We start from the raw sequence: 26,706 nt of genomic DNA on the forward strand, positions 1-26,706 counted from the left end.
TGTCAGGTGAGATAGGCGGGCGCGCCGACGGGCAGGGTGAACCGGAACTCCGCACCGCCGCCCGGTCCGCGGCCGACGGTGATCGTCCCGCCGTGCGCCTCGACGATGCCCTTCACGATGTACAGGCCGAGACCGGTGCCGCCGCGCTTGCTCCCCCGCCAGAAGCGGGTGAAGACGCGGCTCATCGACTCCTCGGGGATGCCGGGGCCTTCGTCGCTCACGGTGACGGTCGTACCCTTCTCGTCGTTCTCGGCGGACGCCGGTGCCACCTCGATGGTGACGGTTCCGCCGCCGTGGCGCACCGCGTTTTCGAGGAGGTTGCCGAGCACCTGGTCGATCTTGTCGGGGTCCGCCCAGAGATCGGGCAGGTCGTGGTGGACGCGGAGGAAGAACCGGTCCGGGGGCAGGCCGCCGGCGGTGTAGGCCTGGACATGGCGGCCGACGGCGGAGGCGAGGTCCACGGGCTGGCGCCGCACCTCCAGCCTTCCGGAGTCGATGCGCGAGATGTCGAGGAGTTCGGCGATGAGCCGGGTCACGCGGTTGGCGTCGGCGTCGACGGTCTCCAGCATCAGCCGCTTCTGGTCGTCGGTGAAGCGCTCCCACTTGGCGAGGAGGGTGGCGGTGAAGCCCTTGACCGAGGTCAGCGGGGAGCGCAGCTCATGGGCGACGGTGGCGATCAGCTCGGCATGGCTGCGCTCGGTGCGGCGGCGCGCCTCGGTGCCGCGGAGGCTGACGACGACGCGCCGCACGGGGCCCGTGGGCACCTGGCGCACATAGCGGGCGGAGACCAGCACCTCGCGGCCGCCGGGCAGCAGCAGATTGCGCTCGGGCTGGCCGACCCGGGTGGCCAGGCCGCCGTACGGGTCGGTGAGCGGCCACCAGCGGCGGCCCTTGAGGTCCTCCAGGGGCAGCACGTGGTCCAGCGGACGGCCCAGGGCGCGGTCCGCCGGGACGGCCGTGAGGCGCGCGGCCGCGGCGTTGAAGCAGATGACCAGGCCGTACTCGTCGGCGACGACGAGGCCGTCGGGGAGGTCGTCCGCGCCGATGCCGATCCCCACGCCCGCGCCCTTCCCGGCGATCGCCGGCGCCGGGAACGCGTCCGACGGCCCGCTCGTGCCGACAGTCATCCCCGTAACCCACCTCTCGAACCGGTGCAGCGGGTCCCCGAGTCCGCCACCCTACTAGCCGGGACTGACGGAGCGACAGCCTGTGCCCCCGGGGGGCGGTGGTGCCGTGACCGCGGTGCGGCTCCCCGCCCGGGGCGGTCCGGCGTTGCGTCGGGCCGGGCGGCCGTCAGGCCCCTCATCGGCGGTCAAGCGGTGCCCCAAGACCCGGCGGCAACACCCCCCGGGGCATCCCTTCGGCAGGGGGCGGACAGCCGTACCGGGCCCGGAGGCCAGGCGCCCCGTTTCAGGGCCACGAGAAAGGCAACGGGGCTGTGGCGGGGGGCTGTGACGGGGCACGGTGGCGGCGGGCGGAGGGACCGGTCGGCGGGGGACCGGTCGGCGGAGGGGCGGGGCCGGTGGCGGCGGCCGGACGGCGTACGCCCGCGGAACGGCGTCAGCGCGCGGAACGGCGTCAGCGCGCGGGGGCGGCGCCGCGACGGCCCGGGGCGCGCTGGGCGCGGGCGGAGGCGTAGAGGCAGACCGCGGCGGCGGTTGCGAGGTTGAGGCTCTCCGCCCTGCCGTGGATCGGTACGCGCACGACGGCGTCGGCGAGCGCCCGGGTCTCCTCGGGGAGTCCCCATGCCTCGTTGCCGAAGATCCACGCGCTGGGCCCGGACATGGTCCCGGCGTCGAGCTCGTCGTCCAGGTCGTCCTCTCCGGCGCCGTCGGCCGCGAGGACTCGCACCCCCGAGCCGCGCAGCCCGCTCACCGCCTGCTCGACGGGGACCCCGACCGCCACCGGGAGGTGGAACAGCGAACCGGCCGAGGCCCGGACCGACTTGGGGTTGTACAGGTCCACCGAGGCGTCGGTGAGCACGACCGCGTCGGCGCCGGCCGCGTCGGCGCACCGCAGCACCGTGCCGGCGTTCCCCGGGTCGCGCACGTGCGCGAGCACGGCCACGAGCCGCGGGCCCGCCGCCAGGATCTCCTCGAACGGCGCGTCGAGGAAGCGGCAGACCCCGACGAGGCCCTGCGGTGTGACGGTCTGGGAGACCTCCGCCAGTACCGCGTCGGGAGCGTGGTGGACGCGGGCGCCGGAGGCGCGGGCGGCCTCGACGATGTCCGCGTACCGCTCGGCGGCCTCGGCGGTGGTGAACAGTTCGACGAGCGTGGCCCGGCCGTCGCCGCCCCGGTGCGCGACCGCCTCGCGCACGGCCTGCGGCCCCTCGGCGAGGAACAGCCGCTCCTTGGAGCGGAAGTTCCGCTTGGCGAGCCGCCGCGCGGCGACGACCCGCGGAGACCGCGGGGAGATCAGCTCGGGGGTCCCCATGGGGGCTCTCACTTCCTTGGCTCCGCTCGGCTGTGCGCGGTCGGCAGGGCACGGTCGGCTGTGCGCGGTCGGCAGGGCAGGGTCGGCGGTTCTCGTCGGGGGTGGTACGGGCTCGCGCGGGATCGGTCCGGAACACACTCGGACCCGCAGACCGTCGGCCTGCGGGTCCGGGCTTGGTCCGGTGGGACGCGACCGTCAGGCCGCGGCCTTCGGGGCGTTGACGTCGCTCGGGAGCGCCTTCTGGGCGACCTCGACGAGCGCGGCGAACGCGTTGGCGTCGTTGACCGCCAGCTCGGCCAGGATCTTGCGGTCCACCTCGACGTTGGCGGCCTTCAGACCCTGGATGAAGCGGTTGTAGGTGATGCCGTTCGCGCGGGCGGCGGCGTTGATGCGCTGGATCCACAGCTGGCGGAAGTCGCCCTTGCGCTTCTTGCGGTCGTTGTAGTTGTAGACGAGGGAGTGGGTGACCTGCTCCTTCGCCTTGCGGTACAGACGAGAGCGCTGACCGCGGTAGCCGCTGGCCTGCTCGAGGATCGCCCGGCGCTTCTTGTGGGCGTTGACTGCCCGCTTGACGCGTGCCACTTGTTGACTCCTTGTAGCGGGGCCGTGGTTGTCCTCACACGGCCCGGAAACGAATTGGTCCCGGTTCTGCCCGGAAGCCCCCGGTCGTACGGGGGCGGGAGGTCAGTCAGATGCCGAGCATCTTCTTGATCTTGGCGGCGTCACCCGGGGCCATCTCGGCGTTGCCGGTGAGGCGACGCGTCAGCTTGGACGACTTGCGCTCGAGCAGGTGGCGCTTGCCGGCACGCTCGCGGAGCACCTTGCCGGAGCCGGTGATCTTGAAGCGCTTCTTGGCACCGCTGTGCGTCTTGTTCTTCGGCATCGCGCCGTTCTCTCCTCGTCGGTGGCGCTTCCGTCGCCGGTCGGGTGGACCGGCAGCCGAAAGCGTCAGATGTATCGGTTCGTGTCCGGGACGGCCGTCCCGGAATCAGGCCTCGGCGGGCTCTTCGGGAGCGGAGCCGGCCTGGGCGGACCGGTCCCCCTGGCGCTCCGCCTTGCGGGCGGCCTGCGCCTCACGGGCCTCGGCCATCGCCTCGGTCTTCTTCTTGTGCGGACCGAGAACCATGATCATGTTTCGGCCGTCCTGCTTCGGGTTCGACTCCACGAAACCGAGGTCCTGGACGTCCTCCGCCAGCCGCTGCAGCAGCCGGTAGCCGAGCTCCGGCCGCGACTGCTCGCGACCGCGGAACATGATCGTGATCTTGACCTTGTCGCCCTGCTTGAGGAACCGGACGACATGACCCTTCTTGGTGTCGTAGTCGTGCGGGTCGATCTTCGGCCGGAGCTTCATCTCCTTGATGACCGTGTGCGCCTGGTTCTTGCGCGCCTCACGGGCCTTCATGGCCGACTCGTACTTGAACTTCCCGTAGTCCATGAGCTTGCAGACCGGCGGACGGGCGTTGGCCGCCACCTCGACGAGGTCGAGGTCGTACTCCTGCGCAAGCTCCAGGGCCTTGGCAAGCGGGACAATCCCGACCTGCTCGCCGCTGGGACCGACAAGTCGCACCTCGGGAACGCGAATCCGGTCGTTGATGCGGGGCTCGGCGCTGATGGATCCTCCTCGGTAGCACCACGCGGCGGTCTGGCGGACAGCCGCGCAACGTCTGTTTCTGTACGGACCAACCGCACCGGAGCAAGAAAAATGCCCCGACGGGACACAGGCGGGGCTCCTCGCGATACCGGAGCACCGCCGCGTCGACCGCGGGGCGCGTCTCGGACGGCTCCATCGTCCGTACGGAACGATGGGCGCCGCCTGACCGGTGACCCGCCACCCGCGAGGGCGGCCAGGTGGGAGATCGGAGCCTCCACTTGTGGGCCGGGCACAGGCGTGTCCGGCCGGTCGTCACACCAGGCTAGCAGCTCCGGCCCTGAGGGGCGAACCGAGCCGCCGGACGAGCCGCCCGGCGGTGTGCGCGGCTCCGGCGGCGGGGTGTGCGGCTCCGGCGGGGTGCGTGCGTGCCGGGTGGCGTGTCGGCCCCGGGGCCGGGCCGCGCGTGCCGGCCCCGGGGACGGGCCGCACCGCTCCGGTCAGCCGTAGACCGGACCGGTGTACTTCTCGCCCGGGCCCCGGCCCGGCTCGTCGGGGACGACCGAGGCCTCGCGGAAGGCCAGCTGGAGGGACTTCAGGCCGTCCCGCAGCGGTGCCGCGTGGAAGGAGCTGATCTCGGTGGCACCCGCGTCCAGCAGACCGGCGAGCGCGTGGACCAGCTTCCGGGCCTCGTCGAGATCCTTGTGCTCGTCGCCGTCCTCGGTGAGTCCCAGCTTCACCGCGGCGGCGCTCATCAGGTTCACCGCGACCGTGACGATCACCTCGACGGCGGGGACCTCCGCGATGTCGCGGGCCATGGCGTCGAAGTCGGGAGCCTGCTCGCCCGCGGGCTGCTCGGGGGTGGGGGTCGCGTCACTCATGGGGCACACGATATGCGGTGCCCTCCGCCCCGAACCCACGGGGGTTCTCGCCGCACTCCGGCCCGTTCGCGCCGCCCCGTCCCCGTCAGCCCCGCACGTACAGGGGCTCTCCGGGCGGTACCGCCGACACGGGCAGCAGGGCCAGGTCGAGTCCGCGCACCAGCCGGGCCCTGAGCGTCTCGTCCGCCGCCAGCGCGCGGGCCACGCGCTGGGCGGCCCCGGCCGGGGAAGCGCCGGCGTCGAGGACGAGGGCCAGCGTGCCGTCGGCGTCACCGGGGCCGAGATGGGCGCGGAGCACCGCCGGTTCGGCGGCCACCACGGCCCGCACCGCCCCGGCGACGGCAGGGTCGGCCAGCGGGTCGGTGCTGCTGCGCCCCTCGGCGAGGGCCAGCAGCACGGCACCGGTCAGCTCGTACGGCACCGGACCGGCGAGGTCCAGGACCACGGTGTCGGCCTGCTCGTGGGCGGCCGCCCGGAGGGCCTGGTACAGCGGCACGGCGACGGGCCGGGCCTGCGGATCCCACCGGGCCAGCGACGCGGTCGACGTGAACGCGGGCAGCGCGCGGCGGCCGCCCGCCGTCAGGGTGGGCACCGCCATGTCACTGGTCTTCTCCCGGCGCAGGCCCTGCTCGTCCTCCTCGACCTCGCCGAGCACGGCGACGACGGGCACCAGGAGCCGGGCGCCCCTGAGCGCCTCCAGCACGGGCCGCTCCGCGCTCCGGTCCTGCGCCCAGGCGGCGAGTGCCGCGGCCAGGGCCGGGTCGGCGGTGCCGTCGTCGTCGGAGTAGCCGGGGTCGGGGATGTTCTTGAGCGCCACGCTACGAGCCTAGTTCGTCGGCGGCGGTGCCCGGACGCGGGGGCGACACGGGGCGCGGGGCGACACGGGGCGCGGGCGCGAGGGCACGTCGCTGCTCCTGTGCTCGCGTGCGCTCGCGTGCGCGTCATATGTACGAGGAGCCGCAGGCGCGAGGGCACGTGCCGCGGTGCGGGATCATGCCCGGCGGCCCCCGCGCCACAGCACGACCGCCGCGACCAGCAGCAGCGCTCCGAGGCCGCCGGTGACCGGGGCGAGCCAGCCGCCGCGCGACTGCCCCGGGGGGCCTTCCGGGCCGCTGCCGAAATACTGCCCGCGGTGGCCCCGGCCGGACGCGGTCTCCGGGTCGGTGTCGCCCCGGACCGGCCTGCCGCCCTGCTCGATCGCGGCGGCGGGGTCGACGATGCCGTACCCCGTGGAGTCGTCGCGCCCGTTCTTCGGGCCGCCGCGGGCGGTCGCGGCGAGGAGCCGCTTGATCTGGGCGGGGGTGAGCCGCGGGTGCGCGGCGCGGACGAGTGCGACGGCGCCGGAGACGAAGGCGGACGCCGCGCTGGTCCCCCATCCCTCGTAGTACCTGCGGTCCGGGTCGGCGATGACGACATCGACGCCGGGGGCGCTGACGGTGGCGTACCAGCGCCGGGTGGAGAAGGAGGCGTGGGTGCCGTAGCGGTCGACGGCCGCGACGGCGATCACACCGGGGTAGGCCGCCGGGTAGGAGATGTGATCGCCCTTCTCGCCCCCGTTGCCCGCCGAGGCGACGACGACCGCGCCCTTGGCGAGGGCGTACTGGACGGCCGCGTCCTCACCTGCGTCCGGGTGCGCGGACTCGCTGTCGTCACCGAGGGAGAGGTTGATGACGTCGGCGCCGTTGTCGGCGGCCCAGCGGATGCCCAGGGCGAGCGCGGTGCCGCGCGTCTTGCGGGCCTTGGAACGGGCGGGGTCGGCGCCTTCGAGGATCACCCGCACGGGGAGGATCCTCGCCTCGGGGGCGATGCCGAGCACTCCTTCGTCCCGGCCGGGACCATGGCCGTGACCGGCGATGATCCCGGCCATCGCGGTGCCGTGGCGGGCCCAGGCGCGGTCGCCCCGCTCGGCCCCGAACCCGATGAGGTCCTTGGTGGGAAGGACGCTGCCCGCCAGGTCCGGATGTCTGTCGTCGACGCCGGTGTCGAGCACCGCGACGGTGATGCCCTCGCCCTTGGTCGTGCGCCACGCCTCCTCGGTGTGGAGGGTTTCCAGGGCCCACTGCCGGGCCCGGATGCCGTCGGCCTGCGCGGGTGCGGCGGAGACGAGCGAGAAGGCGACGGCCGCGGCGACGGCTCCCAGGAGCCGCCGGGGCCCGCCGGGTGTGCGGAGGTGTGCTGCCGTCATTCGGGGCGCTCCCGTGAGGTGGCGGACTCCCGCAGGGCGCGCTCGACGCGGTCCGCGATTCCCCTGGCCTCGTGGCCCAGGCCGGCCTGGGCGGCGGCGGAGGTGTCACCGGGCACCGTCGCCTCGGCGGCCGGCACGGGTTCGGCCACGGGGCGGCCGTCCGCGAACCCGGAGACGGCGAAGACCACGACGGGCGCGTCGGTGAGCACGCTGACGGTCCAGCTGGCCCGTTGGCGGTCCCCGAAGCCCGCCGCGACGGTGCCGGGCACCGGGTATGTACGGGGCATCAGGTCGGCCCGCTCGTCCAGGTCCTCCTGGGAGAACCTCCGGTACAGGTCGGTCATGGCGTCCCGGTCGGCCTCGGCCACGACCATGCCGACGGTCGTGACGCCGGAGGCGGTCGCGTCGGTGTAGGTGGCTCGCAGGACCCGCAGGCAGCCGACCGGCCGGAGCGCCTTGAGCAGCAGCGGGTCGAAGGCACCGGCGCAGGGGCCGTCGGGCGCGACCGCGACCCGGGTCCACACCCGGTCCGCACCACCCGGCCCCGCTCCTTCGCCGTTGATCGTGCGGGGGAAGAGCGTGTCGACGGGAACGCTGTGCCAGAGCGAGCGCACGTCTGCGTAGCGGGGTTGGGAGGCGGGTGACGCGGCCGGGTCGTCCACGAGCCAGCTTCCGGCGACCGCACCGCCGATCAGCCCGAGTCCGAGCACCAGGCAGACGAGGGCGCCCGCGGTTCTTGCGGAACGGCGCTCCCGGACGGGGCGCAGCCCGGTGGTGGTCGCGGTGGTCGTCCCGGGAAGGGCGCCGGGGTGGTGGGGACTGCCATGGGGGCCGTGATGGGGGCCGGCATGCGGCCGGTGCGGCGCATCGTCCGTCATCCAGGGCCACGGGCTGCCCGGGGTTCCCGTGGGACCGGCGCCGGAGCCGCCGCCCTGGGACCCCGGGATCCCCGGGGACCCGCGGGTCCCCGGGGCGAGCGGCGGAGCGGCGGAGGCGGGTGCCCTGGGCGCCGGAGGCGCGGGAGGCGTGGGAGGCGCGGGGCTCGGGCGGCGTCCCGGCGCGGTCGCCCACGGGCCGCAGTCAGGGGGGGGGCGGCGCGCAGGCGCAGGAGGGGGTGCGGCGGGCGCCGCGGGTACGGCGGGCGCCGCGGGTCCGGCGGGCGCCGCGGGTCCGGGGGCGCCGCGGTACGGCGGGGCGCCGCGGGTACGGCGGGTACGGCAGGCGCCGCAGGTCCGCGGGCGCGGCGGGCGCGGCGGGCAGGCCACCGACGCGCGGCGGTACGAGGGGGCGCGGGGGTATCTCCTCCGCGACGCGGGGTGCGGTCGCACCGGGGCGGCCGCGGTAGCCCGGTGGCGGCACGGACCGGCCCGGGGCGGACGGGGCATCTGAACGGGGAGCACCGGGTTCGGCGGTCCCGCCCGGGTGGGCGCCGGGGGGTGAAGGCGTACCCGACCGAGAAGGCGTACCCGACCGAGAAGGCGTACCCGACCGAGAAGGCGTACCCGACCGAGAAGGCGCGCCCGGAGGGGGAACCGTGCCCGGAGGGGGAACCGTGCCCGGGGCCGGCTGGGGACCCGAGACGGCGTGCGCGCCGGAAGACGGGTGTACGCCGGAACCGGAAGACGGGTGTACGCCGGAAGGCGGGTGCGGCCCCGGTGCGGGCGGCGGGCCGGGGCGCCTGGCCGGTCCGCCCGGTTGTGCGCCGCGAGGGGCGGGGGCGTCCGTACGCCCGCCGGCGGCCGGAGGAACGGAGGGCCGGGACGGCCGGCCCCTGGTAGCGCCCGGCAGCGCGCCGCGGGGGGCGGGAGCGATCGGGCCGTTCGCCGCGGCGGCCCGGGAGAGGGGCGGCCTCGGCGGCAGGGCCGGTGCCGCACCGGTCCCGCCGGTTCCGGAGCCGGACGGGTCGTGCCCGGCGCCGGGGGGCTCGCTCGCCGCGCGGGGCGGATGCATCGGGACCGCACGGCCCGCGGAGCTGTCCGGGCGGGCCCCCGGCCCAGGGGCGGAAGGGGTGTCAGCGGGCCCGGTGCGGGGGCGGGGGGCCGGAGGGGCGGAGACGGCACGCGGGTCCGGGGTGGAGTCCGTGATCGGGCGCAGACGGGCCGTCGTCTCGGCGGAGGTGGGCGCCTGGGCCGGCGGGGCGTGGGGCGGGCGGGACGGGACGCGTGGGCGCTGCGCCTCGGTGCTCATCCGCCCCCCGTTTCCCGGTGTCCGTACCGCCGCCGATCGCCTTTCGGAGCAGGCCCGTTCGTCGTCGCGGCCCCTCACTCTACGGGCTGGAGCACACCGGCAGGGCACGGGTCCGGCGCCCCGGGGGATCTGCGCAGAAGGTCCCACTACCCGCGGACCGACCGTTCTGGCAGGCTCTGCGCATGACTCCCCGTGCCGCTCTCAGGACCCGGTACGACCGGGCCACCGCACACCTCGACGCGCCCCTGGCCGTCGTGGACCTGGAGGCGTTCGACGCCAACGCGTCGGATCTGGTCAGGCGCGCGGGCGGGAAGCCGGTCCGGGTGGCCAGCAAGTCCGTGCGGTGCCGGGCGCTGCTGGAGCGGGTGCTCGCGATGGAAGGGTTCGCGGGGGTCATGTCCTACACCCTGGAGGAGTCGATCTGGCTCACCCGGGCGGGTTTCGGCGACGTGCTGCTGGCGTATCCGTCCGCCGACCGCGCCGGTTTCGCCGAACTGGCGGGCGACGCCAAGCTCGCCGCCGCCGTGACCGTCATGGTCGACGACCCGGCGCAGCTGGACCTGATAGACCGCGCCCGGCGCGGCGGCGCGGAGGAGATCCGGGTGTGCCTGGAGCTGGACACCTCCCTCCAACTGCTGGGCGGCCGGATCCGCTTCGGCGCTCGGCGCTCGCCGCTGCGCGCGCCCGAGGACCTGGCCGGACTCGCCCGCGCGACCGTCGCCCGCCCCGGCTTCCGGCTGGTGGGGCTGATGGCGTACGAGGGGCATGTCGCGGGAGTCGGTGACGCGGTACCCGGCAGTCCGCTGCGCTCGCGGACGGTCCGGCTGATGCAGTCCGCGGCCCGGCGCGAACTCGCACGGCGGCGGGCGGCCGTCGTGCGCGCGGTGCGGGCGGTGGCGCCGGACCTGGAGTTCGTGAACGGCGGTGGCACCGGCAGTGTGCAGCACACCGCCGCGGAGGACGCGGTCACGGAGATCGCCGCGGGCTCCGGGCTGTTCGTGCCGGGGCTCTTCGACAACTACACGTCGTTCAGCGGACGGCCCGCGGCACTGTTCGCCCAGCCGGTCGTACGGCGGCCGGGCGTCGGCGCGGTGACGGTGCTCGGCGGTGGCTACCCGGCCTCGGGCGCGGCCGGCCGGGACCGGCTGCCGGTGCCGTACCTGCCGGAAGGGCTGCGCTACGACCCGATGGAGGGACCGGGCGAGGTGCAGACGCCGCTGCTGGGGCCGGCGGCGGACGATCTGCTCATCGGCGACAAGGTGTGGTTCCGGCACGCGAAGGCCGGGGAGCTGTGCGAGCGCTTCGACTCGCTGCACCTGGTCGGGGACGGGCGGGTGACGGCCGTGGTCCCGACGTACCGGGGCGAGGGCCGTACCTTCCTCTGATCCGCCGGTGCCGGGAGCCGCCCCTGCGGTGACGGGCCCCGCCCACGAGCAGCTTTCACCGTGACCGGCGCCGGGCCGTGGGAACCACTGCGGTGGCCGTCCGGCCGCGGGAGCCACTCCGACGGTGGCCACCACGGCGGCGGGAGGCCGCTCCCTGCCGGTGGCGAGCGGGGCGAGCGCGCCCCTCCCGCGCCGCCGCCGACCGCCCGGACCCGCCGACGGGCGGCAGGGGCGCGGTGGCGGTCGGCGGCACGCGGGTCCGGCCGGACGAGATGGAACGGGGCGGCCCGGGACAGGACCGGACGGGACAGGGCAGGGCAGGACGAGACGGGGCAGAGCAGGACCGGACGTGACGGGAACGGACGTGACGGGACAGGGGGGATGAGACGGGACGGGGCAGGACGGGACGGGGTCGTGCGGGAGCGCCCGGCGGGAAGGCCCCGCTCCTCGGGCCCGGCCGGGGAGCGGGCGCGCGGGCGGTCAGCCGCGGGCTCGACCGTCCGCGCGCTCCGCCCCGTGCCCGCGGGCCTCCTCCCGCCCGGGGCCGGCACACCGGCGGTCCGCCTTCCGCCGTCCGGTGTGCGGGGTTGCGGGGTTGCGGGGTTACGGAACGGGGGACGCGGGACGCCGTGTGCCCGTCCGGTGGCTGTACGGGGTGCGCCGCGGGCTTACACAGGAGTGACGTACGCCCCCGAGATGCCGCCGTCGACCAGGAAGTCGGTGGCGTTGACGAAGGACGAGTCGTCGCTGGCGAGGAACGCCACGGCCGCGGCCATCTCCTCCGCCTCGGCGAAGCGGCCGACGGGGATGTGCACCAGCCGGCGGGCCGCCCGCTCGGGGTCCTTGGCGAACAGCTCCTGGAGCAGCGGGGTGTTGACCGGCCCCGGGCAGAGCGCGTTGACCCTGATGCCCTCGCGGGCGAACTGCACGCCCAGCTCCCGGGACATGGCGAGGACGCCGCCCTTGCTCGCGGTGTACGAGATCTGGGAGGTCGCGGCGCCCATCCGGGCCACGAACGAGGCCGTGTTGATGATGGAGCCGCGGCCCTGCCGCCGCATGTAGGGGATGGCGGCCCTGCAGCACAGGTAGACGGAGGTGAGGTTGACCTCCTGTACCCGCTTCCAGGCGTCCAGGCCGGTCTCCAGGATGGAGTCGTCGTCGGGGGGCGAGATGCCGGCGTTGTTGAAGGCGATGTCGACGCTGCCGTAGGTGTCGAAGGCGGTCCGGAACAGCGCCTCCACCTGCTCGGCGTCGGTGACGTCCACCTTCACGAACGTCCCGCCGACCTCCTCGGCCGCGGCCTTGCCCGCGGTCTCGTCGATGTCGCCGCAGACGACGTGGGCCCCTTCGGAGGCGAGGCGGCGCGCGGTGGCCAGTCCGATGCCGCTGCCGGCACCGGTGATGACGGCGGTGCGGCCGACGAGCCGGCGGCAGACGGGGGTGTCGTTGTGTGCAGTGCTCATGGGTTCTCAGGCCTCCGTGCTGATGAAGACGTTCTTGGTCTCGGTGAAAGCGGTGAGGGCGTCGGGGCCGAGTTCGCGGCCGAGGCCGGACTGCCCGTATCCGCCGAAGGGGGTCCAGTAGCGGACGCTGGAGTGGGAGTTGACGGACAGGTTGCCCGCGGCGACGGCGCCGGAGACGCGCAGTGCCCGGCCCACGTCGCGGGTCCAGACGGAGCCGGAGAGCCCGTACTCGGTGGCGTTGGCGAGGCGTACGGCGTCCTCCTCGTCGTCGAAGGGCAGGACGACGGCGACCGGGCCGAACACCTCGTCGGTGGCGACGGGGGCCTCGGGCGGGACACCGGTGACGAGGGTGGGGGGGAACCAGAAGCCGGGACCGGTGGGCGCGCCGCCCCGCACCGTCGCGAGGTCGTCGGTGACGTACGAGCGGACGCGGTCCAGCTGGGCGCGTGAGATGAGCGGGCCCATCTGGGTGGCCTCGTCCGCGGGGTCGCCCACGACGACCGACTTCAGCGCGGGGGCGAGGCGGTCGAGGAAGTCGTCGTACACGGGGCGCTGCACCAGGATGCGGGTGCGGGCGCAGCAGTCCTGTCCGCTGTTGTCCAGGAAGGCCATCGGTGCCGCGGCGGCCGCGGCCTCGATGTCGGCGTCGGCGAAGACGATGTTGGGGCTCTTGCCGCCGAGTTCGAGGGTGACGCGCTTCACGCGCTCGGAGCAGAGCGCCATGATCTGCTTGCCGATCCGGGTGGAGCCGGTGAAGACGATCTTCGCGACGCCGGGGTGGCGCACCAGCGCGTCGCCCGCGACCGCGCCGCGGCCGGGCAGCACCTGGAAGAGGTCCTCGGGAAGGCCGGCGTCCAGGGCGAGTTCGGCCAGTCGCAGCGCGGTCAGCGGGGTGGTCTCGGCGGGTTTGAGGAGGACGGCGTTGCCGGCGGCGAGCGCGGGCGCGGTGCCCCAGGCGGCGATGGGCATGGGGAAGTTCCAGGGGGCGATGACCCCCACCACGCCGAGCGGTTCGAGGATGGTCAGGTTGATGCCGCCGGGGACGGGGATCTGCCGGCCGGTGAGGCGTTCCACTCCCCCGGCGGAGTAGTCGAGGAGGTCGCGGACGTTGCCGGCCTCCCAGCGGGCGTTGCCGAGGGTGTGCCCGGCCTCCCGGACCTCGAGCAGGGCGAGTTCCTCGATGTGGTCGTCGACGACGGCCGCGAAGCGGCGCAGCAGCCTGGCGCGGTCGGCGGGGGCCGCGGCCGCCCAGGCGCGCTGGGCCCGCGCGGCGCGGCGCACGGCGGCGTCGACGTCGGCGGCGTCCGCGCCGGGGACGGTGGCGATGACTTCCTCGGTGGCCGGGTTGAGCACATCGAGTGCGTACGGTTGCGACACGGGGCGCCTCACATGCGTTCGAAGGAGCGGCGGAGCTCCCAGTCGGTGACCGCGGCGTCGAACGCGTCGAGTTCGACCCGCGCCATGTTGCGGTAGTGGGCGACGACCTCGTCCCCGAAGGCGGCCTTGGCGACGGGGCTGTTGTCCCAGAGTTCGGCGGCCTCGCGGAGGGTGGTCGGGACGTGCTCGTAGCCGGCGCTGTAGGCGTTGCCCGCGCAGGCCTCGGGCAGCTCCAGCTTCTGCTCGATCCCGTGCAGGCCCGCGGCGATCAGTGCGGCGACGGCCAGATGGGGGTTGACGTCGCCGCCGGGCAGCCGGTTCTCGAAGCGCGTCGAGCGGCCGTGGCCGACGACGCGCAGCGCGCAGGTCCGGTTGTCGTGGCCCCAGGCGACGGCGGTCGGGGCGAAGGAACCGGGCTGGAACCGCTTGTAGGAGTTGACGTTCGGCGCGTACAGCAGGGAGAAGTCGCGCAGGGCGGCGAGCTGGCCGGCGAGGAAGTGCCGCATGACGTCCGACATGCCGTCCGGTCCGTCACCCGCCATGGCGTTGCGGCCGTCGGCGTCGGTGAGCGAGAGGTGGATGTGGCAGGAGTTGCCCTCGCGCTCGTTGTACTTGGCCATGAAGGTGATGGAGACGCCTTCCTGGGCGGCGATCTCCTTGGTGCCGGTCTTGTAGATCGCGTGCTGGTCGCAGGTGACGAGGGCCTCGTCGTAGCGGAACACGATCTCGTGCTGGCCGGGGTTGCACTCGCCCTTGGCCGACTCGACGGTGAGTCCGGCGGCGGCCATCTCGTTGCGGATCCGGCGCAGCAGGGGCTCGATGCGGCCGGTGCCGAGGACCGAGTAGTCGATGTTGTACTGGTTGGCCGGGGTCAGACCGTGGTAGCCGCGGTCCCAGGCCTGCTCGTAGGTGTCCTTGAAGACGATGAACTCCAGCTCGGTGCCGACCTGCGCGGTCCAGCCGTACTCGGCCAGGCGCTCCAGCTGGCGGCGCAGGATCTGGCGGGGAGCGGCGGCGACCGGGGTGCCGTCGCTCCACGCCAGGTCGGCGACGAGCATGGCCGTGCCCTCGTTCCAGGGGACGCGGCGCAGGGTGGCCGGGTCGGGGTGCATGGCGAAGTCTCCGTAACCGCGCTCCCACGAGGACATCGCGTAGCCGTCCACGGTGTTCATCTCGGTGTCGACGGCGAGTAGGTAGTTGCAGCCCTCCGTACCGTGGTCCAGGACCTCGTCGAGGAAGAACCGGGCGGCGAACCGCTTGCCCTGGAGCCTGCCCTGCATATCGGGGAAGGCCAGGACTACGGTGTCGATCTCACCGCTCGCGACGAGGGCCCTGAGCTCCTCGACGGTCAGCGGGGGTGTGCGGTCTGCCACGGGATTACGCCTCCTAAGGTCAACCGGGAGCCATAAGGTATTGCTGAATACCATTTCTTGGGAAGGGGGAACCGCGAACATGCCGGAGAAGAGCGAGTCCGGGGACCGGCTCACGTCCGTGCTGCGGCCGGTGCGCGGGGGCAACGGTTTCGAGGAGGCCCTGGAACAGATCCTGCAGGTCGTACGCCTGGGACTGGTGCCCGGCGGCGAGCGGCTGCCCGCGGAGCGGGAACTCGCCGAGCGCATGGGCATCAGCCGGGTCACCCTGCGCGAGGTACTCAAGGTCCTCCAGGAGGAGGGCCTGGTGGAGAGCCGCCGCGGCCGCTACGGGGGGACCTTCGTCCGGCAGCGCCCGCGCACCGAGAGCGAGGACGAACTGCGCCGACGGATCGCGGCCGTCGACGTGGAGGACACCCTGCGCTTCCGGGAGGTCCTGGAGGTCGGCGCGGCGGGGCTGTGCGCGGCGCACGGGCTCTCCGACGAGGGCGCCCGGCGGTTGCGCACGGCGCTGACGGCCACGCACGACGCCCCCCTGGGCGACTACCGGCGGTGCGACACCCTGCTCCATCTCACCCTGGCGGAGCTGTCCGGCTCACCCATGCTGACCACGCAGTACGCCGCGGTCCGGGCGGCCCTCAACGACCTGCTGGACTGCATCCCACTGCTCGTGCGCAATCTGGAGCACTCACAGCAGCAGCATGTCGCGCTGGTACAGGCGGTCCTGGCGGGCGACGCGGGCAGGGCGCGCGAGGTGATGCGCGAGCACTGCGAGGGAACGGCGGCCCTGCTGCGCGGCTTCCTCGCATAAGGGCCCCCGCGCGGCCTGCCCGCCGCCCGGGGTGCGCGGACGCTTCACCCTCGGGCGGCGGGCGGGCCGGGAGGGCCGGGAGGCCGGGAGGGCCGGGAGGGCCGGGAGGGCCGGGAGGGCCGGGAGGGCCGGGAGGGCCGGGAGGGCACGACGGGCCGGGGCCCGGCGGACGCGGCCCCCGGCAGGCCGCCGTGCACCGCCGGAGACCGGACGGCCGTAATCCGAAAGTAACGCACGGGTCTTGCGCTACCCCCATGTCCACCGCAAAGGTATGGCTCCATTCCATTGGGTCCGACGCGGGAGCTCTGCCATGACACTGGAAGACACCGACACCACGGGGAGCGGCAGCACCCCACCGGACAACTACCTCGAACGCCGGACCCTGCGCCGCGGCAGCGCCGGCTGGCTGCTGCTCACCGGGCTCGGCGTCGCCTACGTCGTCTCCGGAGACTTCTCCGGCTGGAACATCGGCCTCTCCAAGGGAGGCTTCGGCGGACTCGCCGCCGCCACCGTGCTGATGGGCGTGATGTACGCCTGCCTCGTCTTCGCGCTCGCCGAGCTGTCGGCCATCCTGCCGACCGCGGGCGGCGGCTACGGGTTCGCCCGGCGGGCACTGGGGACCTGGGGCGGCTTCCTCACCGGTACGGCCATCCTCATCGAGTACATCCTCGCCCCCGCCGCCATTTCGATCTTCATCGGCGACTACGTCGAATCGCTCGGGCTCTTCGGGCTGGAATCCGGCTGGCCCGTGTACCTCGCCTGCTTCGCGGTCTTCATCGGAATCCATCTGTGGGGCGTCGGCGAGGCCCTGCGCTTCAGCCTCGTCGTCACCGCGATCGCGGTCGCGGCGCTGCTGATCTTCGCCCTGGGCGCGCTGACGGACTTCCAGGTGAGCGGTCTGAACGACATCCCCGTCGACGAGACCGCACTGGGTTCCAGCTCCTGGCTGCCGTTCGGGCTGCTCGGCATCTGGGCCGCCTTCCCCTTCGGTATGTGGTTCTTCCTCGGCGTCGAGGGGGTCCCACTCGCCGCCGAGGAGGCCAAGGACCCGGTCCGGTCGATGCCCAGGGCACTCGCGCTGTCGATGTCGATCCTGGTGCTGCTCGCCCTGATCACCTTCTTCGCCGCCACCGGCGCCCGCGGCTCGGCGGCGATCCAGGAGGCCGGCAACCCGCTGGTGGTGGCCCTCCAGGGCGACGGCGACCCGACCGCGCTGAGCCGCTTCGTCAACTACGCCGGACTCGCCGGCCTGGTCGCCTCGTTCTTCTCGCTGATCTACGCCGGTTCGCGCCAGCTGTTCGCCCTCTCCCGGGCCGGCTACCTGCCCCGCTTCCTCTCGCTGACAAGCCGCCGCAAGTCGCCGTACCTGGGTCTGCTGATCCCCGGCGCGATCGGCTTCGCGCTGGCCGCCGGAACCGGCGACGGGGCGCGGATGCTCAACATCGCCGTCTTCGGCGCGACGATCAGCTACGCCATGATGGCGCTGTCGCACATCGTCCTGAGAAGACGCGAGCCGGACCTGGCACGCCCCTACCGCACCCCCGGCGGCGTGGTGACCTCGTCCGTCGCCTTCGTCCTCGCACTGTCCGCGCTGGTGGCGACCTTCCTCGTGGACAAGGACGCGGCGTTCATCGCGCTCGCCGTGTACGGAGTCGCCCTCGCGTACTTCGCCTTCTACAGTCGGCACCGTCTCGTGGCCCGTGCCCCGGAGGAGGAGTTCGCGGCCCTCGCCGCGGCCGAGGCGGAGCTGGCCCGCGACTGACGGGCGGTCCGGTGTCCGGGTCCCCAGAACCCGGACACCGGACATCCGGACATCCGGGCACCAGTACCGGGCACCGGACGCCGGGCGCCGCCGTGTGCCGACGCCGTGACGCCGGCTAGCCGTATACCCAACAGCCGCATACCGGATACCGGATACCGGATGCCGGATGCCGGATGCCGGATGCCGGATGCCGGATGCCGGATGCCGGAAACAGGACTCCGGGTACCCGACACCGGGTACCGGATACCCGCTACCGGACCATGGACAGCCGGGGCCGCCCGTCACCACCGGCGGCCGCCGCAGCCGTACCCCCGGGGGCCGGGGATGCCGTGCACGACCAGGCACCCGCCACCCCGCACCACGACCGGAGGAACCACGACCGTGACCCAGCCGCTCATCGGCGTCAGCACCTACCTGGAGGACGCCTCGTGGGGCGTGTGGCGACTGCCCGCCGCACTACTGCCCGTCGGCTATCCGCGCCTCGTCCAGTCGGCCGGAGGCATCGCCGCCATGCTGCCGCCGGACGATCCCGGCCTGGCCGCGGCGGCGGTGGCCCGGCTCGACGGGCTGGTCGTCGCGGGCGGGCCCGACGTCGAGCCCGTACGCTACGGTGCCGACCCGGATCCGCGCACCGGACCGCCGGCCCGGGAGCGGGACGCCTGGGAGCTGGCCCTGATCCGCGCCGCGCTCGACACCGGTACCCCGCTGCTGGGGATCTGCCGGGGCATGCAGCTGCTGAACGTCGCCCTCGGCGGCACGCTCGTCCAGCACCTCGACGGGCACGTGGACGCCGTCGGCGTCTTCGGCCGGCACGGCGTGACGCCGGTCGCGGGCACCCGGTACGCCTCGCTGGTGCCGGAGGAGTCGTCGGTGCCGACCTACCACCACCAGTCCGTGGACCGTCTCGGCACCGGTCTCGTCGTCTCGGCGCACGCGCACGACGGCACCGTGGAGGCCGTCGAACTCCCCGGCCCCTCCTGGGTGCTCGGAGTGCAGTGGCATCCGGAGATGGCCGAGGACACCCGGGTGATGGCGGGTCTCGTTCGCGCCGCCTCCTGATCCCGCGGGCAGCGGACCCCGGCCCGACCCCGGCAGCAGACCCCGGCCCGACCCCGGCCCGACCTCGGCAGGGGACGCTCCGGGGCCGTCCCTCAGCCGCCGGACGCTCCCGGACCGTCCCTCTCAGCCCCCGGACCGCGTCAGTGACAGCAGGTCGCGGGCGGGGCCCGTCGGGCGGTGGCCGTGGGGCCAGACCGCGCGGAGGTCGCGCCGGAGGCGGATCCCCTCGACGGGGATGCGGACGAGGCGGCGGGAACCCAGCTCCTCCGTCACCGCTAGTTCGCTGAGGACCGCGGGACCCGCGCCGCTCACCGCGGCGGCCTTCACCGCAGTGGTGGAGGCCAGTTCGAGCAGGGGCTCGGCGAGGCCGCCGTGGTGGGCGAGCGCCGAGTCGAGCACCTGCCGGGTGCCCGAGCCCCGCTCGCGCAGCACCAGCGGGGTGGCGGCGAGCTTCTCGGGTGGCAGCGGCGAGCGCCGGCGCGCCCACTCGTGTCCCGGCGCCGCGACGACGACGAGCCGGTCGTGGCCGACGACCGCGCCGTCGAGACCCTCCGGCACGGCGAGGCCCTCGACGAAGCCGAGATCCGCCTCGCCGCGCAGCAGGCGCCGGGCGACCGCCGCCGAGTTGCCTGCGAGCAGGGACACCGCGGTGCCCGGGCGCTGCTGGCGGAGTGCGATCAGCCAGCCGGGCAGCAGGTACTCGGCGATGGTCATGCTGGCGGCGACCCTCAGCCGGGAGTCGCGCCGGTCCCGCAGCGCCTGCGCCCCCGCGTCGAACGCCTCGGCCGCCTCCACGATCCGCCGCGCCCAGTCCGTGACCAGCGCCCCCGCGTCGGTCAGCCGGGAGCCGCGCGGGGAGCGGTCCACCAGCGCGACGCCAAGCTGCCGCTCCATGGAGCGGATCCGGCTGCTCGCCGCGGGCTGGGTCACACCGAGGTCCCGGGCGGCGCGCCCGAGGCTCCCGTGACGGGCCACCGCGAGCAGCAGTTCCAGCGCGGCAAGGTCGGGCACCCGGTGGGCCACCGGCCCGCGTTCCCCATCGCTCATAAACCCAGCTTATGGGGCCATAGCGAGGGAATGCCTGGTGGGCCGCCGAACGGCGCCGGACAGTGGGGCCATGGTCACCGCCGCCCATCCCCGCTCCCCCTCCCCCAGCACATCCGCGTCCCCCGCCGCATCCACCTCTCCGGTCAGCTCCCCGACCGCGTCCCCCGCCGCATCCACCTCTCCCACCAACTCCCCCACCGCATCCCCCGCCCAATCCTCCGCCCAATCCTCCGCCGCATCCGGCACCGTGCGGCCCGGCCCGGCACGGCACGCCACCCGCGCCCCGCTGCTGCGCCGTCTCGGACCGAATTGGTACTCCGCCGTCATGGGCACGGCATCGGTGGCCGTCGCGGGTGCGTCCCTGCCGGTGGCACCCGTCACCGCGGCGGCCCCCGTGGCTCTGCCCGCCGCGGCGGGCCTGCGTGTCGTGCTGGAGGCGGTATGGGCGCTGTCCGCACTGGCCCTGGCGGCCCTGCTCGCAGCGCGCGCCGCACACTGGCTGCGCCACCGCGACCAAGCGCGCGCCGACCTCCTCGATCCGGCGGTCGCCCCGTTCCAGGGCTGCATGGCGATGGCGTTCCTCGCCGTCGGCATCGGCTCGCTCTCGGTCGGCGGCGGTGTGATCGGCGAGCAGGCGGCGGTCGTCACGGCGTGGGCGCTGCTCGCCGCGGGCACCACGGCCGGGCTCACGGCCGCGGTGGCGGTCCCGTACCTGCTCCTGACCCGGCGCCGGGTCACGCCGGGTCAAGCGTCCCCGGTGTGGCTACTGCCCGTGGTGGCCCCGATGGTGGCGGCGACGCTGGGCGCGATGCTCGTGGACCGGGTGCCCGCCGGAGGCTGGCGCGGGGCCGCCCTGCTGGGCTGCTACGGGCTGTTCGCCCTCAGCCTGCTCGCCGTGCTCGTCATCCTGCCGCTGGTGACGGCGAGGCTTCTCCGCGAGGGTCCTCCGCCGCTCGCGCTGACGCCGGCCCTGTTCCTGGTGCTCGGCCCCCTGGGCCAGTCGACCACCGCCGTGCACCGGCTCGCCGACGCGGCCCCCGCGGCGGTCGGGGAGGCGGACGCGGCGGCGCTCGGGAGCTTCGCGACCGCCTACGGGACCGCCGCCCTCGGCCTCGCCCTGCTGTGGCTCGTCCCGGCCGCGGCCCTGGTGGTGCGGGCGGCGCGCCGGGGCATGCCGTTCGCGATGACCTGGTGGGCGTTCACCTTCCCGGTCGGCACCTGCGTCACGGGGGCGGCGGCGCTGTCCGCCCGCACCGGCGCGGCGGCTCCCGCGTGGGCGGCGGCCGGGCTCTACGCGTTCCTGGTCGCGGCGTGGGCCGCGGCCGGGACCCTCACCCTGCGCGGCCTCGCCGGCGGAGCGCTGCCCGCAGCGCCGTCGGGGCCGCCGCCAGCGACGGGCCGTACCAGGTGAGCATGCGCCCGTCGACGAGCGCGGCGGGGACCGCCGGGAACGCCTCCGGGCCGTCGTCCGCGCTGAATCGATAGGGCTCGTCGGGGAGCACCACGAGGTCTGCGCCCGCGGCGTTCAGTTCGTCGAGCGGGATCCGGGGATAGCGGTCCGGGTGTGCGGCGTAGACGTTCTCGACGCCGAGCCGGGCCAGCAGGTCACCGGCGAAGGTGTCGCGGCCGAGGACCATCCAGGGCCGCCGCCAGACCGGCACCACCGCGCGGCGCGGCTCCGCGCACGGTTCGACGGCGCCCCACGCGGCCTCGGCGTCGTCGAGCCACCGGGGGCGCGGCACCCCGCAGGCGTCCAGCACCCGCTGCAACTCGGCGAACGCCTGGGGCAGGCTCCGCACCTCGGTGACGAGGACCTCCAGCCCCGCGGTCCGCAGCTCGGCGATATCCGGCCCCCGGTTCTCCTCCTCGTTGGCGACGACGAGATCGGGCCGCAGCGCGGCCACCGCCGCCACGTCGGGGTTCTTCGTGCCGCCGATCCTGGCCGCTCGCAGGTCCGGGGGGTGGGTGCACCAGCGGGTGGCTCCGGCCAGCAGCCCGGGCGCGCTGGCCGCGATGGCCTCGGTGAGGGAGGGCACCAGCGAGACGACCCTCGTCACGGCGCGACGGCCTCGATGTGGTCGGCCACGGCGACGACGAGGAGGCGGGTGCCGGGGCGGGTGGCGCGCCAGCGGTGGAGGACACCGCCGGAGAGGAACAGCGTGTCGCCCTTCTCCAGCCGGTGGGCGCGTCCCTCGGCCTCGACCTCGGCGGCACCGTCGGCCACGTACATCAGCTCGTCGTTGCGGTGCTGGTGCTCGCCCCCGGTGTCCTGCTCACCGGTGAACTCCACGGCGTGGAGCTGGTGGTGGCCGCGCACCAGATGGCGCACGCCCGGCCGGGCGGCGAGGGTACCGTCGTCCGCCCGGACGACGTCGACGACCCGGCCGGAGTCGGCGGCGGCGAGCAGTTCGGCGGCGGTGGTCTCCAGCGCGTCCGCGACGCGGTGCAGCGAGCGCATGCTGGGCCGTGCCCGTTCGTTCTCGATCTGGCTGAGGAAGGGCACGGACAGGCCGCTGCGCCCCGCGACGGCGGCGAGCGTGAGATCCAGGGCCCGTCGCCTTCGGCGGACGGCGGAGCCGACACGGAGCGCTTCCTTGTCTCCCATGGCTGAGGTCCCTCCCTCCTCTCTGTACCTTACGCACGTTCCGGCCCGCGCAACTCACCGTCGCCCCGTGACGGCGGTGAACGCCCCGTGACGGCGATGAGCGCCCCGCCGCACGACGACGGGGCCCCGCCACGTTATGTGACGGGGCCCTCACCGTGTGGGGGATTCAGCCGGTCCGCTGCGACTGTGAGACGTCCGGCGCCGCTCCGGAGACCGGTGTCCACTTGCCGGCGAGGCCGGGGTTGTCCTTCAGCCAGGCCCGGACGGCCTCCTGCTCCTTGCCCTTGCCCGTCTCCTGGATCCTCGCCTCCAGGCCGGTGAGCTGCTCCTCGGTCATCTCGAAGTCCTGGAGCCACTTGCCGACCCGGGGGTTCTCCTCGGAGAAGCCCTTGCGGGCGAGCGTGTGGATGCCGTCGCCCTCGCCCCAGCTGCCCTTGGGGTCGTCCAGTTTCCTGAGGTCGTAGGAGCTGTAGGCCCAGTGCGGCGACCACAGGGTGGTGACGATGGGCTCCTTCCTGTCGTACGCCCGCTTCAGCTCGGCGAGCATGCCGGGGGTGGAGCCGTCGACGACGTCGTACTCGCCCTCCAGGCCGTACTCCTCGAGGACCTTGTCCTTGAGGATCCCCATCATTCCGGCACTCGGCTCGATGCCGACGATCCGGCCCTTGAACTGGCCCGCCCTGCCCTTCAGGTCGTCGAGGGAGTCGACGCCCTCGACGTACGAGGGCACCGACAGCTCCAGGGAGGTGGGGCCGAACCAGGAGCCCTTGTCCTCCAGCTTGTCGCGGTACTTGTCCCAGTACTGGGCGTGGGTGACCGGGAGCCAGGAGTCCGTCTGGAAGTCGATCTGCCCGCCTGCGAGACCGGTGTAGAGTGCGCCGGCCTCCAGCTGCCTGGTCTCGACCTCGAAGCCGCGGCGCTCCAGCAGCTCCTTCCACAGGAAGGTGGAGGCGATGCCCTCGTCCCACGGGATGTAGCCCACGGAGATCTTCTTGCCCCGGCCCACGTCGCCGGCTCCGCCGGCCTCGGCGGACGTGGTGCCGCCGAACACGCCCACGCCGCCCGCGACCAGCGCGAGGACCACGGCACCGACCACGGCGACGACGGGCTGGGGGCGGTGGTTCCAGATCCTCGCCCCGCCGACCGCGGCCCTGGCCCGCGCCAGGGCCCGGCGCCCGAGCGGGGAGACCTGGCGGCCCAGCGCGCCCGTCATCCGGTCCAGGTACATCGCGAGGATGACGATGGAGACGCCCGCCTCGAAGCCCAGCCCGATGTCGACGTTGCCGATGGCGCGGTAGACGGCGCCGCCGAGGCCGCCGCCGCCGACCATGCCGGCGATGACCACCATGGACAGGCCCAGCATGATCACCTGGTTGACACCGGCCATGATCGTGGGCAGGGCGAGCGGCAGCTGCACACGGACCAGCGTGTCGCGTGGCGTGGTGCCGAACGCCTCCGCGGCCTCCACCAGTTCCTCGTCGACCTGGCGGATGCCGAGTTCGGTCATCCGCACGCCCGGCGGCAGGGCGAAGACGATGGTGGCGATGATGCCGGGGACCACGCCGACGCCGAAGAAGATGATGCCGGGGATCAGGTAGACCATGGCGGGCATCGTCTGCATGAAGTCCAGGACCGGCCGGATCACGGCGCTGACGGTCTTGGAGCGCGACGCCCAGATGCCCAGCGGCACCGCGATCAGCAGCGTGACGACGGTGGCGACCAGCACCAGCGAGAGGGTCGACATGGCCTCGTCCCACAGCTCCACGGAGTCGATCACCGCGAAGCCGGCGAAGGCCAGACCGCCCGCGAGCAGACCGCGCAGCCACCACGCGGCGACGGCGAGGATGCCGGCGAAGAGCAGCGGCTCGGGTGCGGACAGCACCGCGTCGATGCCGTCGTACATGCCGGTGACGGCCGAGCTGACGGCGTCGAACAGCCAGGAGAGGTGGGACTGGAGCCAGCCGACGCCGCCGTCGACCCAGTCGCCGAGGGGAAGCCTAGGCACTCGCACGCACCTCCTTCTGCAACTCCTGCGCCTCCTGCGCCTTGTGCGCCTCCTGCGCCTTGTGCGCCTCCTCAGCCTCCTGCGCCGGCAGGTGGCGGGCCGGCGCGCCGCAGGGCACCGGCTCGGCCTGCTCGTCGCCGACGAGGCCGACCAGCCGGGACTGCGGGACGACTCCGACCACTTCGCCGGCGGCGTCCTTGACGGCCACCGGATGCGGGACGCGCGCGCTCACCGCGCACACGTCCGCGACGAGGGTGCCGGGCGTGACGGTCTCGCAGCCGCACCCGTCGGCGGTGGCGGACGGCTCGGTCATGACGGCTGACGCCGTCAGCACCCGGGAGCGGTCCACGTCCTGGATGAAGGACGCCACATAGTCGTCGGCGGGCCGGACCAGGATGTCCTCGGCGGTGCCGAGCTGGACGATCCGACCGTCGCGCATCACGGCGATGCGGTCCCCCAGGCGCATGGCCTCGTTGAGGTCGTGGGTGATGAAGACGATGGTCTTCTTCAGCCGCTTCTGGAGTTCGAGCAGCTGGTCCTGCATGTCGCGCCGGATGAGCGGGTCGAGGGCGCTGAAGGACTCGTCCATCAGCAGCAGGTCCGCGTCCGTGGCGAGGGCGCGGGCGAGGCCTACGCGCTGCTGCATGCCGCCGGACAGCTCGTCCGGCCAGGACTGCTCCCATCCGGCGAGACCGGCGAGCTCCAGCGCCTCGGTCGCGCGCCGCTCGCGCTCGGCGCGGGCGACGCCCTGGACCGCCAGGCCGTAGGCGGCGTTCTCCAGCACGCTGCGGTGGGGGAACAGCGCGAAGTGCTGGAAGACCATGCTGATCCTGGCGGCGCGCACCTCTCGGAGCCCGCGGGCGCCCAGGGCGGTCAGGTCCCGGCCGTCGAAGAGCACGCGTCCGGCGGTCGGCTCCAGCAGTCCGTTGAGCATGCGCAGCAGCGTGGACTTCCCCGACCCGGACAGACCCATGACAACGAAGATCTGACCCGGCTCGACGGAGAACGAGGCGTCGATCACCGCGGCCGTCGTTCCCTCGGCGCGGAGCTCGTCTCGGCCGGAGCCGCTCTCGAGCCTGCGCACCGCCTCGTCGGGTCGTCTGCCGAACACCTTGTACAGGTGCTCCGCCTGGAGCCTGGACACATACACCTCACGCGTCGAACCGGAAACGCCCCGCCTCCCCCGCCGGCGGGCCGTGGAGCGGGCGGGCTCTTCCCGCCTCCCCGCGTCGTCGTCGGTCGAAGGCGCGGCGGGGTCCGCTCCGGCGCCGCGCCTGCCCCGCTCTTCGCCAGGGCAAACGCAGAAGTGAGCCAGTTCACGGGCCGTCCTGCCCGTGGCGCGCCCCGGGCAGGGCTCCGGCACCGGGGCCCGTGTTGCGGTGCCCCGGTGCCGCAGCCCCGCATTGCAGTGCCCCGGTGCCACAGCCTCGTATCGCGGTGCCCCGGTGCCGCAGCCCCGTATCGCGGTTTCCCGTATCGCGGTTTCCCGTATCGCGGTGCCCCGGAATGCGGTGCGGCGCCGGGGCGCGGTGCGGTGCGCCCCGGCGCCGGGGCGCTGTCGGCGGCGTACGGCATGATGGCGGACTGTGACGCGACGCCTGATGCTCCTCGACACCGCCTCCCTCTACTTCCGCGCCTACTACGGGGTGCCGGACTCCGTGCGCGCCCCCGACGGCACCCCCGTGAACGCCGTCCGCGGACTGCTCGAGTTCATCACCCGGCTGATCCAGGACCACCGCCCGGACGAGCTCGTGGCCTGCATGGACGCGGACTGGCGACCGCACTGGCGGGTCGAGCTGATCCCCTCGTACAAGGCCCACCGGGTGGCGGTGGAGTCCGTGGCCGGGCCGGACGAGGAAGAGGTGCCGGACACCCTGTCCCCACAGGTCCCCGTCATCGAGGACGTGCTGGACGCCTTCGGCATCGCGCGGGTCGGCGTCGCGGGCTACGAGGCGGACGACGTGATCGGCACGCTCACGGCACGGGCGAGCGGCCCGGTCGACATCGTCACCGGCGACCGGGACCTCTACCAGCTCGTGGACGACGCGCGCGGGATCCGCGTGCTCTACCCGCTGAAGGGCGTCGGCATGATGCAGGCGACCGACGAGGCGGTGCTCCGCGAGAAGTACGGTGTGGCCGGACCGGGTTACGCCGATCTGGCCCTGCTGCGCGGCGACCCGAGCGACGGGCTGCCGGGGGTGCCGGGCATCGGCGAGAAGACGGCGGCGAAGCTGCTGGCCGCCCATGGGGACCTGGCCGGGATCATGGCCGCCGTGGACGACCCGGCGTCCGGGCTGACGCCGGCCCAGCGCAGGCGGCTGGACGAGGCACGGCCCTATCTGGCGGTCGCCCCGAAGGTCGTCCGGGTCGCGGACGACGTGCCCCTGCCCGGCTTCGATCCGGCCTTGCCGAGGGCGCCCCGCGACCCGGCCGGGCTCGACGGCCTCGCCGCGCGCTGGGGTCTGGGCAGGGCGGTGGGCCGGCTGCGCACCGAGCTGTCGGGCGCGAACCCGCCGCACTGAGTGTTAGCTTAGGCAAGCCTAAG

At 74.3% G+C, this 26,706-nt stretch carries 23 protein-coding genes; 6 read left to right on the top strand and 17 right to left on the bottom strand.

Features of this window, described 5'->3' with window-relative positions:
- Positions 1 to 2: 2 nt before the first annotated feature.
- The 9 genes from DDQ41_RS01500 to DDQ41_RS01545 all read right to left on the bottom strand — a co-directional run bounded on the left by DDQ41_RS01500 (position 3) and on the right by DDQ41_RS01545 (position 7,968).
- The gene (locus tag DDQ41_RS01500) at positions 3 to 1,127 is read right to left on the bottom strand and encodes a sensor histidine kinase (protein WP_109292809.1); all 1,125 of its coding nucleotides are present in this window, start codon (positions 1,125 to 1,127) and stop codon (positions 3 to 5) included.
- Positions 1,128 to 1,578: 451 nt separating this feature from the next.
- Positions 1,579 to 2,436, bottom strand: a complete 858-nt coding sequence (locus tag DDQ41_RS01505) for a TrmH family RNA methyltransferase (RefSeq protein WP_109292810.1) — start codon at positions 2,434 to 2,436, stop codon at positions 1,579 to 1,581.
- A 195-nt stretch (positions 2,437 to 2,631) separates the two neighbouring features.
- Complete coding sequence (gene rplT / locus DDQ41_RS01510; RefSeq protein WP_017945472.1) at positions 2,632 to 3,018, bottom strand: 50S ribosomal protein L20; 387 nt, start codon at positions 3,016 to 3,018, stop codon at positions 2,632 to 2,634.
- A 106-nt stretch (positions 3,019 to 3,124) separates the two neighbouring features.
- The gene (gene rpmI / locus DDQ41_RS01515) at positions 3,125 to 3,319 is read right to left on the bottom strand and encodes a 50S ribosomal protein L35 (RefSeq protein WP_017945471.1); all 195 of its coding nucleotides are present in this window, start codon (positions 3,317 to 3,319) and stop codon (positions 3,125 to 3,127) included.
- A gap of 105 nt (positions 3,320 to 3,424) precedes the next feature.
- Positions 3,425 to 4,048 carry a translation initiation factor IF-3 gene (gene infC, locus DDQ41_RS01520; RefSeq protein WP_109297487.1) on the bottom strand — a complete coding sequence of 208 codons (624 nt, stop codon included), beginning with the start codon at positions 4,046 to 4,048 and terminating at the stop codon, positions 3,425 to 3,427.
- Positions 4,049 to 4,524: 476 nt separating this feature from the next.
- Positions 4,525 to 4,905 (bottom strand): DUF1844 domain-containing protein, encoded by a 381-nt coding sequence (locus DDQ41_RS01530; RefSeq protein WP_109292811.1) that lies wholly within the window; start codon positions 4,903 to 4,905, stop codon positions 4,525 to 4,527.
- An 85-nt stretch (positions 4,906 to 4,990) separates the two neighbouring features.
- Positions 4,991 to 5,722, bottom strand: coding sequence for an SseB family protein (locus DDQ41_RS01535; protein ID WP_109292812.1), 732 nt, complete (start codon positions 5,720 to 5,722; stop codon positions 4,991 to 4,993).
- A gap of 174 nt (positions 5,723 to 5,896) precedes the next feature.
- Positions 5,897 to 7,090 carry a type VII secretion-associated serine protease mycosin gene (mycP, locus tag DDQ41_RS01540; protein WP_109292813.1) on the bottom strand — a complete coding sequence of 398 codons (1,194 nt, stop codon included), beginning with the start codon at positions 7,088 to 7,090 and terminating at the stop codon, positions 5,897 to 5,899.
- Positions 7,087 to 7,968: a hypothetical protein gene (locus tag DDQ41_RS01545; RefSeq protein WP_109292814.1), complete on the bottom strand. Its 882-nt coding sequence runs from the start codon at positions 7,966 to 7,968 to the stop codon at positions 7,087 to 7,089. The genes mycP and DDQ41_RS01545 overlap by 4 nt, the downstream gene beginning before the upstream one ends.
- Before the next feature lie 1,491 nt (positions 7,969 to 9,459).
- Here DDQ41_RS01545 and DDQ41_RS01555 point away from each other — a divergent pair.
- A complete protein-coding gene (locus tag DDQ41_RS01555) occupies positions 9,460 to 10,662 on the top strand; it encodes an amino acid deaminase/aldolase (protein WP_109292816.1) in 1,203 nt (400 codons plus the stop codon).
- Between the two features lie 668 nt (positions 10,663 to 11,330).
- On the opposite strand, the gene DDQ41_RS01560 is transcribed toward DDQ41_RS01555, so the two are convergent.
- From DDQ41_RS01560 to DDQ41_RS01570, 3 genes are read right to left on the bottom strand one after another with little or no spacing between them, the layout of a single operon-like run.
- Positions 11,331 to 12,125, bottom strand: a complete 795-nt coding sequence (locus tag DDQ41_RS01560; protein ID WP_109292817.1) for a 3-oxoacyl-ACP reductase — start codon at positions 12,123 to 12,125, stop codon at positions 11,331 to 11,333.
- A gap of 6 nt (positions 12,126 to 12,131) precedes the next feature.
- Positions 12,132 to 13,502, bottom strand: a complete 1,371-nt coding sequence (locus DDQ41_RS01565; RefSeq protein WP_109292818.1) for an aldehyde dehydrogenase family protein — start codon at positions 13,500 to 13,502, stop codon at positions 12,132 to 12,134.
- Between the two features lie 8 nt (positions 13,503 to 13,510).
- Entirely contained in the window at positions 13,511 to 14,875 is a 1,365-nt protein-coding gene (locus tag DDQ41_RS01570; RefSeq protein WP_109292819.1) for a glutamine synthetase family protein, read from the bottom strand.
- A gap of 79 nt (positions 14,876 to 14,954) precedes the next feature.
- Here DDQ41_RS01570 and DDQ41_RS01575 point away from each other — a divergent pair, with 79 nt between their 5' ends.
- The 3 genes from DDQ41_RS01575 (at position 14,955) to DDQ41_RS01585 (ending at position 18,504) form a co-directional block, all read left to right on the top strand.
- Entirely contained in the window at positions 14,955 to 15,683 is a 729-nt protein-coding gene (locus DDQ41_RS01575; protein WP_109292820.1) for a FadR/GntR family transcriptional regulator, read from the top strand.
- A gap of 310 nt (positions 15,684 to 15,993) precedes the next feature.
- Positions 15,994 to 17,445 (top strand): ethanolamine permease, encoded by a 1,452-nt coding sequence (eat, locus tag DDQ41_RS01580; protein ID WP_109292821.1) that lies wholly within the window; start codon positions 15,994 to 15,996, stop codon positions 17,443 to 17,445.
- Positions 17,446 to 17,826: 381 nt separating this feature from the next.
- Positions 17,827 to 18,504 (top strand): gamma-glutamyl-gamma-aminobutyrate hydrolase family protein, encoded by a 678-nt coding sequence (locus tag DDQ41_RS01585; protein ID WP_109292822.1) that lies wholly within the window; start codon positions 17,827 to 17,829, stop codon positions 18,502 to 18,504.
- A gap of 123 nt (positions 18,505 to 18,627) precedes the next feature.
- Here the strand turns inward: DDQ41_RS01585 and DDQ41_RS01590 are convergent, their stop codons facing one another.
- A complete protein-coding gene (locus tag DDQ41_RS01590) occupies positions 18,628 to 19,551 on the bottom strand; it encodes a LysR family transcriptional regulator (RefSeq protein WP_172607740.1) in 924 nt (307 codons plus the stop codon).
- A 325-nt stretch (positions 19,552 to 19,876) separates the two neighbouring features.
- Here DDQ41_RS01590 and DDQ41_RS01600 point away from each other — a divergent pair, with 325 nt between their 5' ends.
- Complete coding sequence (locus DDQ41_RS01600) at positions 19,877 to 20,962, top strand: SLAC1 family transporter (RefSeq protein ID WP_373995473.1); 1,086 nt, start codon at positions 19,877 to 19,879, stop codon at positions 20,960 to 20,962.
- Here the strand turns inward: DDQ41_RS01600 and DDQ41_RS01605 are convergent.
- The 4 genes from DDQ41_RS01605 to DDQ41_RS01620 all read right to left on the bottom strand — a co-directional run bounded on the left by DDQ41_RS01605 (position 20,883) and on the right by DDQ41_RS01620 (position 25,305).
- Positions 20,883 to 21,608: a helical backbone metal receptor gene (locus DDQ41_RS01605; protein WP_109292826.1), complete on the bottom strand. Its 726-nt coding sequence runs from the start codon at positions 21,606 to 21,608 to the stop codon at positions 20,883 to 20,885. The genes DDQ41_RS01600 and DDQ41_RS01605 overlap by 80 nt on opposite strands.
- A complete protein-coding gene (locus DDQ41_RS01610; RefSeq protein ID WP_109292827.1) occupies positions 21,605 to 22,156 on the bottom strand; it encodes a helix-turn-helix domain-containing protein in 552 nt (183 codons plus the stop codon). The genes DDQ41_RS01605 and DDQ41_RS01610 overlap by 4 nt, the downstream gene beginning before the upstream one ends.
- 166 nt (positions 22,157 to 22,322) lie before the next feature.
- Positions 22,323 to 24,161 (bottom strand): ABC transporter permease/substrate binding protein, encoded by a 1,839-nt coding sequence (locus DDQ41_RS01615; protein WP_109292828.1) that lies wholly within the window; start codon positions 24,159 to 24,161, stop codon positions 22,323 to 22,325.
- Positions 24,154 to 25,305, bottom strand: coding sequence for a quaternary amine ABC transporter ATP-binding protein (locus tag DDQ41_RS01620; protein ID WP_262508326.1), 1,152 nt, complete (start codon positions 25,303 to 25,305; stop codon positions 24,154 to 24,156). Before DDQ41_RS01620 ends, DDQ41_RS01615 begins: the two co-directional genes overlap by 8 nt.
- 457 nt (positions 25,306 to 25,762) lie before the next feature.
- On the opposite strand from DDQ41_RS01620, the gene DDQ41_RS01625 reads away from it, so the two are divergent.
- Positions 25,763 to 26,683 (top strand): 5'-3' exonuclease, encoded by a 921-nt coding sequence (locus DDQ41_RS01625; protein WP_109292829.1) that lies wholly within the window; start codon positions 25,763 to 25,765, stop codon positions 26,681 to 26,683.
- Positions 26,684 to 26,706 lie beyond the last annotated feature (23 nt).

It is taken from the genome of Streptomyces spongiicola, from assembly GCF_003122365.1.
In the GTDB taxonomy this organism is placed as follows: domain Bacteria; phylum Actinomycetota; class Actinomycetes; order Streptomycetales; family Streptomycetaceae; genus Streptomyces; species Streptomyces spongiicola.